Origin of the sequence: Microbispora sp. H10836 (assembly GCF_012999525.1) — a bacterium.
Classification (GTDB): Bacteria; Actinomycetota; Actinomycetes; order Streptosporangiales; family Streptosporangiaceae; genus Microbispora.
Genome location: NZ_JABBWU010000012.1, coordinates 164172 through 178986 on the forward strand (window position 1 = coordinate 164172; position 14815 = coordinate 178986).

Consider the following 14815-nt stretch of genomic DNA (forward strand, 5'->3'; position numbering starts at 1 on the left):
CCGTCACTGTCCCAGCACCGCCTGCATGACGTCGTGGGCGATCGGCGCGGCGACCGCGCCGCCGGTGGCGTCGTTGCCGGCGCTGCCCGACTCCACGAAGACCGCCACGGCGACCTTCGGGTTGTCGACCGGGGCGAAGGAGATGAACCACGCGTGCGACGGCTTGCCCGGCAGGGTCTCCGCCGTGCCCGTCTTGCCGGCCACGGTGATCCCGGGAAGCCTGGCCGCGCCGCCGGTGCCGCGCTCCACCACGTTGACCATCATCTTGGTCAGCTCGCCGGCCACCTCGGGGCTGACGGCCTCGTCCAGCTCGTCGGGGTCGGTCCCGTCGATCTCCGAGCCGTCCGCCATGATCTTGTTGACCAGGTACGGCTTCATGACCGTGCCCTGGTTGGCGATCCCGGCGGCGACCATCGCCATCTGCAGCGGGGTCATCTGGTTGCTCTGCTGCCCGATCGCGGTCTTGGCGAGGGCGGCCTTGCTCTCGTCCGGGCCGATGTCGCTGGCCGCGACGTCGAGGGGGATCTCCAGCGGCTGGCCGACCCCGAACTTCTCGGCCTGCTCCTTGAGCTTGTCGTAGCCGACGTCCATGCCCATGATGGCGAACGGCGTGTTGCAGGAGATCGTCAGCGCCTCGACCAGCGTCGCCCGGCCGCCGCACGACTCGCCGTGGTAGTTGGGCAGCGAGATGTTCGTGCCCGGCAGCGGCAGCGAGTCGGGCGCGTCGACCTGCGTGTTCTCGTCACGCGACTCGTCGTCGCTGAGATAGGCCGCGGCGGTCACGGTCTTGAACGTGGACCCCGGGGCGAACGTCAGGTTGATGGCCCGGTTGAGCAGCGGCTTGTCGCCGTCCTTGTCCAGCTTGTTGTACGCCTTGTTGACCTCGGCCTTGTTGGCCACTGCCAGCGGGTTCGGGTCGTACGACGGCACCGACACCATCGCCAGGATCTTGCCGGTCTTCGGTTCGAGCGCGACGACCGCGCCGCGCTTGCCGGTGCCGGCCAGGTCCTTGTACGCGATCTCCTGGGCCTTGGTGTTCAGCGTGAGGTCGACGCTCGCGCCCTTGGCGGGCTTGCCGCTGACCATGTCGATGGCCCGGCGCACAACCAGGTCGGGGTGGCTGCCGTCGAGGTAGCGGCTCATCGCGGCCTCGATGCCCGCGGCGCTCTCCGGCGCGAACCAGCCGACCACGTGCGTGAACGGCTTGCCGAGCGGATACTCCCGCTCGAACCGGAACTGCTTGTCCCCGGTGTCCACCGTCTTGGCCAGGGTGGTCTTGCCGTTGTCGGCCGTGATCCAGCCGCGGTCGACGTTGTAGCGGCCGTACAGCATGCGCACGTTGCGGGAGTCGTTGCGCAACCCCTCGGCCCGCACCGCGCCGAGATACGTCACGTTGGCCATGAGCAGGCCGAACATGAGCAGGCAGGCCACGGCGACACGCTTGAGCGGGCTGTTCATCGCTGCATCACCTGGGTCATCCCCTCGTCCTGGATCGCCTGCGGCGGCGGCCGGCGGGCCGCGTCGGACATCCGTACGAGCAGGGCGATGAGCATCCAGTTGGCCAGCAGGGCCGAGCCTCCGGCGGACATGAACGGCGTCACGAGACCGGTCAGCGGGATCAGCCGGGTCACGCCGCCGACGATGATGAACACCTGCCAGGCCAGGATGAACGACAGGCCGCCCGCGAGCAGCTTGGTGAACGGGTCGCGGGCCGCCAGCGACGTGCGCAGCCCCCGCTCGACGATCAGCGCGTAGACCATGAGGATGGCCATCAGACCGGTGAGGCCCAGCTCCTCGCCCACCGCCGGGAAGATGAAGTCGGAGAACGACAGCGGGATCCTGTACGGGTAGCCCTGCCCGAGCCCGGTGCCGAGGATGCCGCCCGAGCCCATCGCGAACTGGCCCTGCATGAGCTGTTCGCTGCCGCCCACGGCCGTGTACAGCCTCTGGTCCTCCGCGTGCAGCCAGACGTCGAACCGGGCCTCGACGTGGCTGAAGATCTGCCCGGCGACGAAGGCGCCGCCGACGAACAGCAGGATGCCGATGAGCACCCAGGAGGTGCGCTGGGTGGCGACGTACAGCATCACGATGAACGCGCCGAACAGCAGCAGCGAGCTGCCGAGGTCCTTCTGCAGGACCAGGACGCCGAGGCTGATCACCCAGGTGATGAGGATGGGACCGAGGTCGCGTGCCCGGGGCAGGTCGATGAACAGCAGGCGGCGGCCCGCGAGGGCCAGCACGTCGCGTTTGGCGACCAGGTAGCCCGCGAAGAAGACGACCAGGGCCAGCTTGGCGAACTCGGCGGGCTGGATGCTGAAGGGGCCGACGCCGACCCAGATGCGCGCGCCGTTGATCTCCCTGCCGATGAAGGGCAGCATGGGGAGCACCAGCAGGCCCAGCCCGGCGAAGCCGGCGGTGTAGGTGAGGCGCTGCAAGACGCGGTGGTCTCTCAACGCGATCAGGACCGCGGAGAACATCACCACGCCGAGCGCCGTCCACATGAGCTGGTTGGCCGCCGACGCGAGTTTCTCGCCGGCCAGCTCGATCCGGTAGATCATCACCAGGCCGATGCCGTTGACCAGCGTCACGAGGGGAAGCAGAAGAGGATCGGCCCATGGCGCCCACTTGGCCAGCACCAGGTAGGCCGCGAGCATCAGACCGCCGAGGCCGAGGCCGTAGCCGAGCATGCCGGACGGGACCTTGCCGTTGATCCCGAGCCCGACGCCGGCGTACGCGCCCATCACGATCAGCACGGCGAAGGCGAGCATGCCCAGCTGGGCCCCCCGCCTCTTCGCGGTCATCGGTACGGGCGTGGCTTCGACAGCAGTCACTTACTGGACCTCGTGGGGGTCGGCGTCGCCTCGGTGTCCGGCGTGGGGGCCGCCGAGGCGCCGAAATTCTTGATCCTGGTGATCCCGGCCTGCAGGTCGTCGACCGGGATGCCGCTGCGGACCTGGTCCTGCTGAACGGCCGGCAGCGACGAGACGCGCAGGTGGTCGGTGTAGGCGACCTTCTTGAAGGACACCGGCCCGACCTCCGCGTCGACGCCCTGGAAGACGACGAGCTCGTCCCCCTTGACGCCTACGTAGAACTGGCTCTGGGTCCACTCGTAGCCGAAATAGCCGCCGGCCCCGAGCGCGGCGGCGACGACCAGCACCCCGGCGGCCACTTTCGGGCCCGACCGGCGCTTGCGCGAACGCCGCGCGGAGGCCTGGGCCTCGCGCGCGGGTTCGTCGTCCAGGTCGTCGTCCGTGATCACCGGTTGTGGCGCGGTCACGGTGGCGGCCCGGCCGGCCGGGGTGTCCGGCGGCGCGGAGCGCCCCCGGCCGGAACCGGCCGCGCCCACGACCGCCGCCACTCCGAGCGGCGGCTGAAGGTCGTCCACCTCGATCACGTCGGCGACCACGCAGGTGATGTTGTCCGGCCCGCCGCCCCGGTTGGCCAGGTCGATGAGCTGCCGGACGACGTCCTCGGGATCGTCGATCGTGGTCAGGGTGTGGTGCAGGGTCTCGGCGCTGACCACGGTGGACAGGCCGTCCGAGCACAGCAGGTAACGGTCGCCCACCTGGGCCTCCCGGTCCTGCAGGTCGGGGTCGACCTCGCCGCTCCCGTCCAGCGCGCGCAGCAGGATCGAGCGCTGGGGATGGTTGGCGGCCTCCTCCTGCGTGATCCGCCCGTCGTCCACGAGGGACTGCACCAGCGTGTGGTCGTGCGTGATCTGGTACAGCTCGCCGTTCCTGAGCAGGTACGCGCGGGAGTCACCCACGTGGACCAGCGCGAAGCGTGCACCGCTCCAGAGCATCGCGGTGAGGGTGGTGCCCATGCCCTTGAGGCTCGGGTCACGGGCCACCATCGCGTGCAACTGGTGGTTGGCGTCCCGGACGGCCGCCTCGATGGCGTTGAGCAGGTCACCACCGGAGGCGTCCCTGTCGAGGGACGACAGTGCGGCGATGGCGACCGAGCTGGCCACCTCGCCGTGGGCATGCCCGCCCATGCCGTCGGCGACGGCAAGCAGGCGGCCGCTGGCGTACGCCGAGTCCTCGTTGCCTTCACGGAGGAGTCCGACGTCCGAGCGAGCGGCGTAGCGGAGTGCGATGGTCATTTGCGCAATTCGATGACGGTTTTGCCGATGCGGATCGGAACTCCGAGGGGCACCGGGGTCGGGCGGGTCACTTTCGAGCGTTCGAGGTACGTGCCGTTCGTGGAGCCGAGATCCTCCACGATCCACTGGCCGTCCTGAGGAAAGAGCCGGGCGTGCCGGCTCGAAGCGTAGTCGTCGCTGAGAACCAGCGTGGCGTCGTTCGCCCGGCCGATGGTGATTGGCGTCTCCGTGAGGTTGATGATGGTCCCTTGCAGGGGACCACCGGTGACGATCAGCTGGCGGGGTTCGCCCTTCTTGGGCTTGGAAACCGGTCGGGACTGCTTGACCGGCTTGCGTGCGGGCGCGGGGGCCGTCCGCGGACCGAACAGGTCTGTCCGGATGACGCCGACCGCGGCGATCACGAAGAACCACAGCACCGCCAGGAAGGCGAGCCGGATCAGCAGCAGCGTTAGCTCGGACATGGACCGTCTGTCTACCTCTAATCGCGCCTGAACACCAGTGTCGTGCGGCCGAGGGTCACCCTCGTCCCGTCCTGCATCTCGACCCTGCGGACAGGCTGGCCGTTGACGAAGGTGCCGTTGGTCGACCCCAGGTCCACGAGCACGACCTGCGGCCCTTCCACTCTTAGCTCGGCATGATGCCGTGATACGCCGGGATCCACCAGCCGAAGATCACAATCGGTTCCGCGGCCGAGCAGCGTCACCGGTGTGGTCAGCTCGTACGACCGCTGGCCCTGGGGGTCGTCCTGCGTCGAGACGAGCAGCCGGGGACGCCCCTGGAACGCGCTGGGGCGGCCGGCGGGTACGTCGCTCGGCGGCTGACGGATCTCGTCCTGCTCCACCGTCGCGCCGCGGATCACCCCCGACCGGATGCGGAAGAGCCCGACCGCGAGATCGTCGGCGGTCTCGAACCGCACCCGCACCGGCCCGACGAACGAGTAGCCCTGCTCCTTGGCGTACTCCCTCGCGAGAGTGGCCAGTTCATGGCTGATGCTGTCGGCGTACACCTCCAGCCGTTCGCTGTCGGTCGTCGACAGCTCCACCACGAAGTCGTTCGGCACGAGCGTGCGACCCTGAGCGACGATCGCGGCGCGCTCGTCCATCTCCCTCTGCACGGCGCTGGCAACCTCGACCGGCTGGAGATCGGACTTGAACGCCCGAGCGAAGGCACCTTCAACCAACCCTTCGAGCCTGCGCTCGAAGCGCTGAAGGACTCCCACCGGATACCTCCCTTCCACTGCCACTACGGTCGCGATCGCTCCGGTGCTGCACTGAGCTCCTTCGCATCGTCGTTTAGAAGGATCGTATCCGGGTTCGTAAGCACGGGCGGATACGTGCTAACCTTTCCAGGCACCCAGAGATGGGGCCAACCGCAAGGGCAAGTGGCGGAATGGCAGACGCGCACGGTTCAGGTCCGTGTGTCCGAGAGGACGTGGGGGTTCAACTCCCCCCTTGCCCACCAGAAAGCAGCCCCGTGTGGCCGGAAGCGAAGCTTCCTTCCAGCGGGGCTTTCTCTTTGTGCCGTCCAGGGAGGCAACCCCCTGGAACCCCTGGCCGGATGACGCGCCTCGCCTGGTCGCAAGCGAAGCTTTCACGTCCGGCCTCCTCTCCCGGCCCGTACGGCACGGGCCTCGTGTGCGTGTCGCGCGCAGGGGGCCCCGAAGATCGGGGCCCCCTCCGCGCGCACTGCACATTCTCCGGACGCCGCCTTTCAAACCACTTTCCACACACTTGCATGCGGCGACCTTTACCGTCTGTCCCAGTTCGTGAGCATTGGTGTCTCGCAGTGAGAGACGTCCCCGTGCCCGTCAGGCGACGAGCAGCTCGCCGACCAGGGTGGTGAGATCGATCACACCGACGGGCGTGCCGCCGGCGTCCGTGACGAGCCCGAGCTGGGCCCGGGCCTCCTGCAGCAGAGTCACCGCGTCGGAGATCGTGGTGTTCTTCGCCATGCGGGGGACGGGGGTCGCCAGCTCGCCGGCCCGGCGGCCCGGCTGGATGACCGAGTCGCGCACGTGGAGCACGCCGACCACGTCGTCGGGGGTGACGACCAGCATGCGCAGGCTCCCGCCGCGCGCGGCCGTCCGGCGTACGAGCAGGTCGTCGGCGTTCGCGGGCACCGAGGGCGCCTCGCCGACGGGCACCATCAGCCGTTCGACGGGCTGGGAGTGCACCCGCAGCGCGCGGGTGAGCAGGTCGTGCTCGTCGCGGTCGAGCATGCCCATCCGGCCCGACTCGGCGACCAGCATGGCGAGCTGGCGGGGCGTGCGGGTGGTGGCCAGCTCGTCGCGGGGCCGTACGCCGGCCAGCCGCAGGATGCCGTTGGTCAGCGCGTTCAGCACGGCCAGGATCGGGCGGACGACCCAGGCGAAGCCGCGGAACGGCAGCGCCAGTCCCATCGCCGCCCGCTCGGGATGCGTGAGCGCCAGCGACTTGGGGGCCATCTCGCCCACGACCATGTGCAGGAACGTCACCAGGGCGAGCGCCACGACGTACGCCACGGGCGTGCGCAGCGACTCGGGCAGCAGCGTGAGCACCGGCTCCATCAGGTGCTCGATGGAGGGCTCGGCGACCATGCCGAGGCCCAGGGAGGCCAGGGTGATGCCGAGCTGCGCCCCGGCGAGCATGAGCGACAGCTCGCGCCCGCCTCTGACCGCGGCGCGGGCCGTGACCTTGGCCAGCCGGCCGCCGCTGCCGGCGACCTCCTCCAGCCGGTGCCTGCGGGCCGAGACGAAGGCGAACTCGGCCGCCACGAAGAACCCGTTGGCGGCCAGCAGCACGATGCCGATCAGTATGCCGGTGAGAGAACTCATGCGGGCCTGCCCTGGAACAGCGCGGAGAACAGCTCGGTGGCGTAGTCGGCGCCGCCCGGGTCGCGGGCGGCGCTGCGGGCCTTCTCCCGCTCCGGCCGTTCCTCCTCGGGCGCCTCCGCCGATTCCACCGCGGACGTCTCCGTCGACACCCGCACCCACTCGGGGACGCGGCGGCGCACGCTCAGCACGGTGAGCACGGCCCGCTCGGCGTCCTCCCCCTCCTCGTCGTCGAAGAGGTGGGGCTCGGGCACGAGGGGGGAGACGACCCGGTCACCGGGCTCGGCCATCCGGCCCAGGAGCGCGAGGACGAGCCCGGCGACGGTCTCGTAGTCCTCGCTCTCGGGCAGCCGGACGCGCGTCGCGCGCTCGACCTCGTCGAGGCGGAGGGTGCCCGGCACGTCCCAGACGTCGTCGCCGTGGCGTACCACGCCGAGCGGTTCGGGGTCGTTCTCGTCCACCAGCTCGCCGACGAGCTCCTCGGCCAGGTCCTCCAGCGTCACCACGCCGGCCAGCCCGCCGTACTCGTCGATCACGCAGGTGAACGTCTCACCCGCGGAGGTCATCCGCCGCAGCAGCTCGGGCAGCGGCAGCGTCGCGGGGACGAGCAGCGGCGCGCGGGTGACGCCCCCGACGAGCCCGTCGGACGGAACGCCGGCCCTCAGATACTCGGGCAGCCCGGCCACCCCGACGACGTCGTCGGCGTCGGTGCCGAGAACCGGGTAACGGGAGTGACCGTGCATACGCAGGGCGTCGAGGAACTCGGCGACCGGCCACTCGGCGCGCAGCGAGACCACGCGCGGGCGGGGGACCATGACGTCCTCGGCGGTGCGGTCGCCGAACTCCAGCGCCCGCTCCAGCATGTCGGCCAGCCGGGGCGGCAGCTCGCCCGCCGCGGCCGACTCCGTCACGATGCGCGACAGCTCCTCGGGGGTGGCGCCGTGTTCGAGCTCTTCCACGGGCTCGATGCCGAACAGGCGCACGAGCCTGGTCGCCGAGGCGTCGAAGAAGCGGATGACGGGCCCGGCGACCACGAGGTAGACGTGCGTCGGGCGGGAGAGGAACTTCGCGACGTCGTCGGGCCGGGCGATGCCGAGGTTCTTGGGGGCGAGCTCGCCGAGGATCATCTGCACGATCGTGGCGATCGCGACACCGAGCGCCACGGCGACACCGGGAACGACCGAACCGGGGAGCCCGGCGGCCTCGAGCGGACCGCGCAGCACGTCGGAGATCGCGGGCTCGGCGATGAAACCCACCAGCAGGGTGGTGACGGTGATCCCGAGCTGCGCGCCGGAGAGCATGAACGACAGGCGTCCGGTGATGTCGAGGGCCCGGCGTGCGGCGTCGTCCCCGGCCGCGGCCTGCTCGCGGAGGGTGCCGCGGTCGGCGGCGACGAAGGCGAACTCCTGCGCCACGAAGAATCCGGTGGCCAGGGTCAGGAGCAGCACGGCCAGAAGGCCGAGGGCGGCGCTCATCGGGCGCCCGCCGTGCGATCATGAGATCCCGTGCCTGGGCACGGGCAGGTACTCCAGGGGTCCGAAACGGACACGACGATCCTTTCGCGTGGTGGTATACCACCGTAACGGCTGGAACTTCTCCTGTGTTTCCCGGCAGCCTTTACTGACTGCTTAGAGGGCGTCTGGGTACCGTGAAGAAGGGGGCGCATCGGCAAAGACTTCGGCCGCTGCGGTCAAAGCAGGCGCAAGGACGCTGAGGGGCTGGGGGTTCAGGTGGCCGACGAGGACGAGGCGACCCGCGCGTACCGCCGTACGGCCCGGCCTTCGGCGGCACAGCCTCCGGCGGCACAGCCCCGTGCGGAGGCTCCGGCCGCTCCGGCGGGGTCCGGCAGGGAGGACACGGTCCCCCGCGCCCGCTCCAAGGTGTACGGCAAGCCGCGCTCCGGCGACAGTCCGATCCGCCCGCTCGGCGGGAGCGGGCACGAGGCCGGGGACCGGGACGGCGCCCCGCACGGTGGCGGCGGCGGGCCGAGGGGCCGCGACGGGGCCGTGCGCGGCGGTGGCCGCGGGCCGCGGCGGACCGGCAGGACCGTCCTGCGGGTCGTCGTGGTGCTGGTCGTGCTCCTGCTCGTCGCCGCCGTCGCCGGATATTTCTGGATCGGGTCCCGGTTGAAGCCGGTCGAGTCGCTGACCGACTACAGCGGACGGCCCGCCGAGACGCCGGGCGAGGACTGGCTGCTGGTCGGGTCCGACAGCCGGGCGGGGCTGACCGCGGCGCAGCGCAGGAAGCTCGCGACCGGCAAGGCCGTCGGCAAGCGCACCGACACGATGATGCTGCTGCACATCCCCGAGAGCGGCCGGCCGACCCTGGTCAGCCTGCCCCGCGACTCGTACGTCCCGATCGAGGGGCACGGCAGCGGCAAGCTGAACGCGGCGTACGCCTTCGGCGGGCCGAAGCTCCTGTCCAAGACGGTCGAGCGGGTGACCGGCATCCGGATCGACCACTACATGGAGATCGGCTTCGGCGGGTTCGTCGGCATCGTGGACGCGGTCGGCGGGGTCAACATCTGCGTTAAGCAGGACATCAAGGATCCGAAGGCCGGGATCGACCTGAAGAAGGGCTGCCAGGACATGGACGGCGGCACCGCGCTCGGCTATGTCCGGACCCGGGCCACCGGCGCCATCCCGGACTTCGAGCGCACCCAGCGGCAGCGTCAGTTCTTCTCGGCCGTCGTGCAGAAGGCCGCGAGCCCGGGCACGCTGATCAACCCGTTCACCTCGGTCCCGCTGGCGCTGAACGCGGCCGACTCGGTCGCCGTCGACCCCGGCACCGGCCTGTTCGACCTGCTGTCGGTCGGCCTGGCCATGCGTGAGGGACCCGTCGCCACCGCCGTGCCGGTCGGCTCGCTGCCGACGATCGGCGGCCAGGCGGTGGTCAAGTGGGACACGCAGAAGGCGCTGCGCCTGTTCGAGGCGCTCGCCGCCGACAAGCAGGTCCCCAAGGACGTGATCACCAAGTAGCCGCGGCGGCCGTGCGACGCGCCCGGCCGCTGACATGAGCGCGCGGCGTGCGCGGCACGAGCGTCAGCCCCCGGTTCCGCCCGGGTCAGCCCTCGGTTCCGGCAGGGTCGGCCCCCGGTTCCGGCAGGGTCGGCCCCTGATTCCGCCCGGGTCAGCCTCCGGCGGAGGCGGCGACCGCCGCGGCGGTCGTGGCCGCGACGACGGCGGCGTGCACGGACGCGATCGTCTTGCGGACCGCCTCGCCCGTCCACTGGCCCTGGGCGATCTCCTTGATCCGGTCCTTCGGCGCATCGGGAAACGCCTTGCGGTCGAGCTTGGCCGCGTGCATGACCGCGAACAGCACCGCCGTCCGCTCGTCGGGCTCGGCCCCGGTCAGGACGTTCTGGACGCGTTCCCGCACGCCCTGCTCGTGGCGCGGGTCGAGCTCGGGATAGCGCGTGGTGGGGAAGATCCCCAGGATCTTGCCCTCCTGCTCGCTCAGCACGCCCCGGGCGGCCAGGCGGGTGAGCAGCCGCTTGCGCAGCCTGCCCATGCGTAGCTTGCCCACCCACCAGCTGGCGTCGCGCCGCCTGGCCTCGCCGATGATCCGGGACAGCGTCGCGTCCAGTTCCTCGTCACCCAGCGGGGCGCCGTCCTCGACCCGCAGCTTCTTGCCGTCGAAGCCGACACGTCCGCGTATGGCGAGCTCCGCGAGCAGAGCACCCGCCAAGGCGCAGTCGAGCTCCAGCGACCCGATCATCGGCTTGCCGGTGTCCTCCCGGTAGGCCAGCAGCAGCACTTCCTCGGCGATCGTCAGTGTCACGTGATCGAGCGTAACGCGCCGATCCAGGCCAGAATGTGCCTTTATGGGAATATCTGACGAGCTGCACGCCATCGGGCGGCCGATGCTGGACGCCCAGCTCGCGCACCCGACCGTACGCGGCATCGCGGCGGGCGACCTGCCCGAGCCGGTGTTCCGGTCGTGGCTGGAGCAGGACTACCTGTACCTGCTCGACTACGTCCGGGTGTTCAGCCGGCTGGCCTGGCAGGCTCCGGACGCCCACCTCGGCGACCTGGTCGATCTCGCGTACGCCACCTGGCACGACGAGCTGGACCTGCACCGGTCGCTGTCGGCCGAGTTCGGCGCCGACCTCGACGGCGCGGTGAAGGGCCCGGCCTGCGCGGCGTACACCTCGTTCCTGCTGGAGTCGGCCGCCGACTACGCGGAAGGCCTGGCCGCGCTCTACCCCTGCATGTGGGGCTACTCCACACTCGGCCGGATTCTGGCCGCCGACCCGCCCGCCGAGCCCCGGTACAAGGCGTGGGTGGACACCTACGCCGATCCCGGATTCGCCGCCCTCTCCGCGCGCATCGCCGTCATGATCGACGAGGCGGCTCCCGACCCGGCACGCGCCCGGGAGCTGTTCGTCCGGGGTATGGAGCACGAGCTCGCGTTCTGGGACGTCCCCTGACGGAGCGGGTTAGTGTGAGGGCATGCCGGAGCTGCCCGAGGTCGAGGCGCTCGCCGAGTTCCTCCGCGAGCACGCCGTCGGCCATGCCGTCGTCGGCGTCGACGTGACCGCCTTCCAGGCCCTGAAGACCGTCGACCCGCCCGTCGCCGCGCTCGCCGGGCTGCTCGTCACCGGCGTGACGCGGCACGGCAAGTTCCTCGACGTCGACTGCGACGGCCTGCACTTCGTCACCCACCTGGCGCGTGGCGGCTGGCTGCGCTGGCGCGACGACCTCACGGGCGCGCGGCCGGTGCGGCCGGGCAAGGGCCCGCTCGCGGTCCGCGTACGGCTGTCGCCCGGCGAGGACGGCCGCGCCCCCGGCTTCGAGCTCACCGAGGCCGGCACGCAGAAGCGCCTGGCGGTGTACGTGGTGCGCGATCCCGGGGACGTCCCCGGCGTGGCCGGGCTCGGGCCCGACCCGCTGGCGGAGGACTTCACGCCGGGCGTGCTGAAGACGATCGTGGGCGGCAGCCGGGCGCAGATCAAGGGCCTGCTGCGGGACCAGAAGGTGATCGCCGGCATCGGCAACGCCTACTCCGACGAGGTGCTGCACGTCGCGAAGATGTCCCCCTTCAAGATCGCCGGGACGCTGACGGACGGCCAGGTCGCCGACCTGCACGACGCGATCGTGAGCACGCTGCGGGACGCGGTCGGCCGGGCCAGGGGGCTGGCCGCCAAGGACCTCAAGTCGGAGAAGAAGTCGGGCCTGCGCGTGCACGGCCGTACGGGCGAGGCGTGCGAGGTGTGCGGCGACACGATCAGGGAGGTGTCGTTCGCCGACTCGTCGCTGCAGTACTGCCCGACCTGCCAGACCGGCGGCAAGCCGCTGGCCGACCGCCGGCTGTCCCGCCTCCTGAAGTAGCGCCCAGCGGATCACCGTGGGTCACAGCTTCCGGCATGGGCCCGGGCATCGGCGGGGTGCGGCCACAATGGGCGCATGACATTGCCGGAAATCACCCCCGACGCCCTGCCCGACGACGCGTACCTGCTCGACGTCCGTGAGAACGAGGAGTGGGTGGCCGGCCACGCGCCCGGCGCCGTCCACATCCCGCTCGGCGAGCTGCAGGCGCGGGTGGACGAGGTGCCGCACGACCGCCCGGTGTACGTGGTCTGCCGCGTCGGCGGACGGTCGGCGCACGCCGCGATGTGGCTCAACCACATCGGCAGGGACGCCGTCAACGTGGACGGCGGCATGCAGCTGTGGGCCGCCGCCGGGCGCCCGATGGTCAGCGAAGCCGGTGGGACGCCCTACGTCGCATAGGAAAACGGTCAAAGAAGTGTCATAATCCCAAAGACATCATCAATACCCCGCGGGAGCTCGGGCGTGACCGGGCTGAGAGGGCGGATCGAACGTGCCGCCGACCGCATGAACCTGTCCGGATAATGCCGGCGTAGGGAGCGTGTGATGACTTCTGCCGTCGTCGACGACGCGCACGCGGAGGTTCCCCTCACCCTGGACGAGGAGGCCCCCAGGACTCTGGGGCTGCTCGACCAGGGAGCGTTCTGGGCCAATCTCGGCGTCAGCCTCCTCGGCTTCTCGGGGGCGCTGTTCCTCCTCGACCCCCTGGGCGGCAAGCCGCTGACCTTCACCGCGGCGGTGCTCGCCGCCGTCGTCGGCAGCCTGCTGGGCACGGCCATGGTCGGCCTGGCCGCGATCCCCGGCGCGCGTACCGGCCGGCCCGCGATGGTGCTGCTGCGCGGCCTGTTCGGGGCCCGGCTCTCGTACATCCCGACCGTGCTGAACATCGTGCAGATGCTCGGCTGGGGCGCCTTCGAGCTGTGGGTCATCGCCAACGGCGCGCAGGCCCTGTTCGGCACGGCGGTGCCGTACGCGGTGTGGGCGGTCGCGGCCGGTGCGCTGACGATCGCGCTGACGATCCGCCCGCTCGGCGCGCTGCGGCTGCTGCGCCGCTACGTCACGGCGGGCGTGGTGGTCGCGATGGTCTGGCTGTCGGTCGCCCTGTTCACTCAGGGGCCGTCCGTGGGGGGCGGCTCCTGGGACGCCTTCGCCCCCGCCGTCGACTACGTGATCGCGCTGTCGGTGTCGTGGGTGCCGATGGCGGCCGACTACGCCCGGCACTCGCGGTCGAGCGGCGCGGCGTTCACCGGCGTGGTGGCGGGTTACACGATCGCCCAGGTGGCCTGCCTGGCGCTCGGCATCGCCGCGCTCGCCCTGGTGGGCAACGACCCGGACAAGGTGTGGGACCCCTTCGTGGCCGCCCCGCTCGGGATCCTGTTCTTCGGCATCCTGGTGCTGCGCGAGGCCGACCAGTCGTTCGCGAACGTCTACTCGACGACCGTGTCGATCCAGAACCTCGCGCCGCGCTGGGACCGCCGGGCGATCTCGATCGTGATCGGCGTGCTCACGACCCTGATCGCGCTGTTCGCCGACGTGAACTCCTACGGCGCGTTCCTGACCGTGATCGGGGCGGTCTTCGTGCCGATGTTCGCCGTCCTCGTGGTCGACTACTTCCTGCTCGGCGGGGCCGCCCGGTGGAACACCGCCGGGGACGCCCCCTCCCGGTGGCTCATGGTCGTGCCGTGGATCCTCGGGTTCGTGGCGTACTGGATCGTCACGTCCACCCCGACGGTCGGCTGGTGGGACGGGTTCTGGACCGACGTCCGCCTCGCCCTCGGGTTCGTCCACCAGCCCTGGATGAACGCCGCGCTCGCCGCGTTCCTCGTGGCCGCGCTGGCGACCGTGGCGCTGTCCGTCCCGGCCCGCCGCCTGCGCTCTCGCCGTTGAGTTCGTCGAGCCTCACCTGCCGATCCGCGGGTTCGGCCCGCGTCCCCGGCGCCTGCGACAGCGCTCCGGGGGCGTGATCCGGCGGTTCAGGACGGCTGGGCAGTCTTGCCCGCGGTGCGCACGAACGGCTCCAGCAGGGCCCGTGCGGACTCCCAGGCGGTCTCCAGGTCGGTGCCGGACTCGATCAACCGGGACCCGGCGAACACGATGGCATTGATCATCTCCGCGGTCTCGGGCACCGCGGCGACGCCGAGGCGGCGCAGCGCCTCCACGAGCGGCTCCAGGAGCTGCTGATGCATGGCCCGGCTCTGCTCCGCGACCGTGTCGCCCGGCGCGACCTCCGCGAGGACGGTGGCCAGCGCGTGCTCACCCTCGTTGATGAGCTCGAAGTTCGTCAGCACGTAGGCGAGTACGCGGTCGGCGGGGGTCGCGGCGGCGTCCATCGCCGCGGCGACCCCCGCCGACCAGCGGGGGAAGACGTCCTCCACCAGCGCGTTGAGCAGGTCCTCCGAGGACCGGAAGTACTGGTAGAGACTGGGCCGGGCCAGCCCGGCGCGCTCCGCGACCCGGGTCAGCGTCGGCGGCCGGCCGGTCTCCGCGAGGATCTCCCTGGCGGCGTCGAGCAGCGCCCGGTGCTGGGCGGCCCGATGCTCGGCGACGGTAGCCGCCTGAATGCGTGGCACCTGCTCT

Annotated in this window: 14 protein-coding genes, 1 tRNA gene and 1 riboswitch; of the genes, 6 read left to right on the forward strand and 9 right to left on the reverse strand. The window is 71.1% G+C overall.

Going from position 1 to position 14815, the window contains the following annotated elements; translation table 11 throughout:
* Window positions 1-3: 3 nt before the first annotated feature.
* From HHX30_RS22680 to HHX30_RS22700, 5 genes are read right to left on the reverse strand one after another with little or no spacing between them, the layout of a single operon-like run.
* Complete coding sequence (locus HHX30_RS22680; protein WP_169983990.1) at window positions 4-1458, reverse strand: penicillin-binding protein 2; 1455 nt, start codon at window positions 1456-1458, stop codon at window positions 4-6.
* Window positions 1455-2801, reverse strand: a complete 1347-nt coding sequence (locus tag HHX30_RS22685) for an FtsW/RodA/SpoVE family cell cycle protein (RefSeq protein WP_169983991.1) — start codon at window positions 2799-2801, stop codon at window positions 1455-1457. The genes HHX30_RS22680 and HHX30_RS22685 overlap by 4 nt, the downstream gene beginning before the upstream one ends.
* A 26-nt stretch (window positions 2802-2827) precedes the next feature.
* Window positions 2828-4102 carry a Stp1/IreP family PP2C-type Ser/Thr phosphatase gene (locus HHX30_RS22690; protein WP_169983992.1) on the reverse strand — a complete coding sequence of 425 codons (1275 nt, stop codon included), beginning with the start codon at window positions 4100-4102 and terminating at the stop codon, window positions 2828-2830.
* Window positions 4099-4563 carry an FHA domain-containing protein gene (locus HHX30_RS22695; RefSeq protein ID WP_169983993.1) on the reverse strand — a complete coding sequence of 155 codons (465 nt, stop codon included), beginning with the start codon at window positions 4561-4563 and terminating at the stop codon, window positions 4099-4101. Before HHX30_RS22695 ends, HHX30_RS22690 begins: the two co-directional genes overlap by 4 nt.
* A gap of 17 nt (window positions 4564-4580) precedes the next feature.
* Entirely contained in the window at window positions 4581-5321 is a 741-nt protein-coding gene (locus tag HHX30_RS22700; RefSeq protein WP_169983994.1) for a DUF3662 and FHA domain-containing protein, read from the reverse strand.
* 156 nt (window positions 5322-5477) lie between these two features.
* Here HHX30_RS22700 and HHX30_RS22705 point away from each other — a divergent pair.
* Window positions 5478-5563: transfer RNA gene (locus HHX30_RS22705), tRNA-Leu, on the forward strand.
* A 346-nt stretch (window positions 5564-5909) separates the two neighbouring features.
* Here HHX30_RS22705 and HHX30_RS22710 read toward each other — a convergent pair.
* Together HHX30_RS22710 and HHX30_RS22715 are read right to left on the reverse strand one after the other, a co-directional pair.
* Window positions 5910-6914 (reverse strand): hemolysin family protein, encoded by a 1005-nt coding sequence (locus HHX30_RS22710; protein WP_169983995.1) that lies wholly within the window; start codon window positions 6912-6914, stop codon window positions 5910-5912.
* The gene (locus tag HHX30_RS22715) at window positions 6911-8386 is read right to left on the reverse strand and encodes a hemolysin family protein (RefSeq protein ID WP_169983996.1); all 1476 of its coding nucleotides are present in this window, start codon (window positions 8384-8386) and stop codon (window positions 6911-6913) included. Before HHX30_RS22715 ends, HHX30_RS22710 begins: the two co-directional genes overlap by 4 nt.
* A 255-nt stretch (window positions 8387-8641) precedes the next feature.
* On the opposite strand from HHX30_RS22715, the gene HHX30_RS43350 reads away from it, so the two are divergent.
* The gene (locus HHX30_RS43350; protein ID WP_310741789.1) at window positions 8642-9889 is read left to right on the forward strand and encodes an LCP family protein; all 1248 of its coding nucleotides are present in this window, start codon (window positions 8642-8644) and stop codon (window positions 9887-9889) included.
* Window positions 9890-10040: 151 nt separating this feature from the next.
* Here HHX30_RS43350 and HHX30_RS22725 read toward each other — a convergent pair whose 3' ends face one another.
* Window positions 10041-10691, reverse strand: a complete 651-nt coding sequence (locus HHX30_RS22725) for a GPP34 family phosphoprotein (protein WP_169983997.1) — start codon at window positions 10689-10691, stop codon at window positions 10041-10043.
* Between the two features lie 43 nt (window positions 10692-10734).
* On the opposite strand from HHX30_RS22725, the gene HHX30_RS22730 reads away from it, so the two are divergent.
* The 4 genes from HHX30_RS22730 (at window position 10735) to HHX30_RS22745 (ending at window position 14125) form a co-directional block, all read left to right on the forward strand.
* Window positions 10735-11340: a TenA family protein gene (locus tag HHX30_RS22730; protein ID WP_169983998.1), complete on the forward strand. Its 606-nt coding sequence runs from the start codon at window positions 10735-10737 to the stop codon at window positions 11338-11340.
* Between the two features lie 22 nt (window positions 11341-11362).
* The gene (locus HHX30_RS22735; RefSeq protein ID WP_169983999.1) at window positions 11363-12241 is read left to right on the forward strand and encodes an Fpg/Nei family DNA glycosylase; all 879 of its coding nucleotides are present in this window, start codon (window positions 11363-11365) and stop codon (window positions 12239-12241) included.
* 75 nt (window positions 12242-12316) lie between these two features.
* The gene (locus HHX30_RS22740) at window positions 12317-12640 is read left to right on the forward strand and encodes a rhodanese-like domain-containing protein (protein WP_169984000.1); all 324 of its coding nucleotides are present in this window, start codon (window positions 12317-12319) and stop codon (window positions 12638-12640) included.
* Between the two features lie 39 nt (window positions 12641-12679).
* Window positions 12680-12794, forward strand: a riboswitch (TPP riboswitch).
* Window positions 12785-14125, forward strand: coding sequence for a cytosine permease (locus HHX30_RS22745; protein WP_169984001.1), 1341 nt, complete (start codon window positions 12785-12787; stop codon window positions 14123-14125). It overlaps the preceding riboswitch by 10 nt.
* An 86-nt stretch (window positions 14126-14211) precedes the next feature.
* On the opposite strand, the gene HHX30_RS22750 is transcribed toward HHX30_RS22745, so the two are convergent.
* The gene (locus HHX30_RS22750; RefSeq protein ID WP_169984002.1) at window positions 14212-14808 is read right to left on the reverse strand and encodes a TetR/AcrR family transcriptional regulator; all 597 of its coding nucleotides are present in this window, start codon (window positions 14806-14808) and stop codon (window positions 14212-14214) included.
* Window positions 14809-14815: the final 7 nt, after the last annotated feature.

Coding starts and splice junctions, on each gene's coding strand:
- HHX30_RS22680 (WP_169983990.1), bottom strand. CDS start 1,458: ATGAACAGCCCGCTCAAGCGTGTCGCCGTGGCCTGCCTGCTCATGTTC.
- HHX30_RS22715 (WP_169983996.1), bottom strand. CDS start 8,386: ATGAGCGCCGCCCTCGGCCTTCTGGCCGTGCTGCTCCTGACCCTGGCC.
- HHX30_RS22685 (WP_169983991.1), bottom strand. CDS start 2,801: ATGACCGCGAAGAGGCGGGGGGCCCAGCTGGGCATGCTCGCCTTCGCC.
- HHX30_RS22735 (WP_169983999.1), top strand. CDS start 11,363: ATGCCGGAGCTGCCCGAGGTCGAGGCGCTCGCCGAGTTCCTCCGCGAG.
- HHX30_RS22710 (WP_169983995.1), bottom strand. CDS start 6,914: ATGAGTTCTCTCACCGGCATACTGATCGGCATCGTGCTGCTGGCCGCC.
- HHX30_RS22690 (WP_169983992.1), bottom strand. CDS start 4,102: ATGACCATCGCACTCCGCTACGCCGCTCGCTCGGACGTCGGACTCCTC.
- HHX30_RS22730 (WP_169983998.1), top strand. CDS start 10,735: ATGGGAATATCTGACGAGCTGCACGCCATCGGGCGGCCGATGCTGGAC.
- HHX30_RS22740 (WP_169984000.1), top strand. CDS start 12,317: ATGACATTGCCGGAAATCACCCCCGACGCCCTGCCCGACGACGCGTAC.
- HHX30_RS22745 (WP_169984001.1), top strand. CDS start 12,785: ATGACTTCTGCCGTCGTCGACGACGCGCACGCGGAGGTTCCCCTCACC.
- HHX30_RS22695 (WP_169983993.1), bottom strand. CDS start 4,563: ATGTCCGAGCTAACGCTGCTGCTGATCCGGCTCGCCTTCCTGGCGGTG.